Consider the following 236-nt stretch of genomic DNA (forward strand, 5'->3'; position numbering starts at 1 on the left):
GCCGAGGCATTGCAGCGGGCGCAGCTCGCCCGTTACCACGGCGTGGCGCTGAGCGCGCTGAAAGACGTGCGCCAGGCACTGGCCCGCTACGACGGCGAGCGACAACGGTTGCAGGCGCTGGACGCAGCCCTGGCGCACAGCCAGCACAGCTTTGCCCTGGCCCAGCGTAACTACCGTGCCGGCACCGTGGACGGGCTGGCCCTGCTCGACAGCGAGCGCGAAATGATCAGCTTGCG

1 protein-coding gene is annotated in these 236 nt (G+C 69.9%); it reads left to right on the forward strand.

Translation table 11 applies throughout. The features are described from left to right. A partial coding sequence (locus SB719_RS22575; protein ID WP_412160096.1) for a TolC family protein occupies window positions 1-236 on the forward strand: 236 nt, incomplete at both ends.

The organism is Pantoea sp. SIMBA_079 (assembly GCF_046940275.1).
GTDB lineage: Bacteria > Pseudomonadota > Gammaproteobacteria > Enterobacterales > Enterobacteriaceae > Pantoea > Pantoea borealis.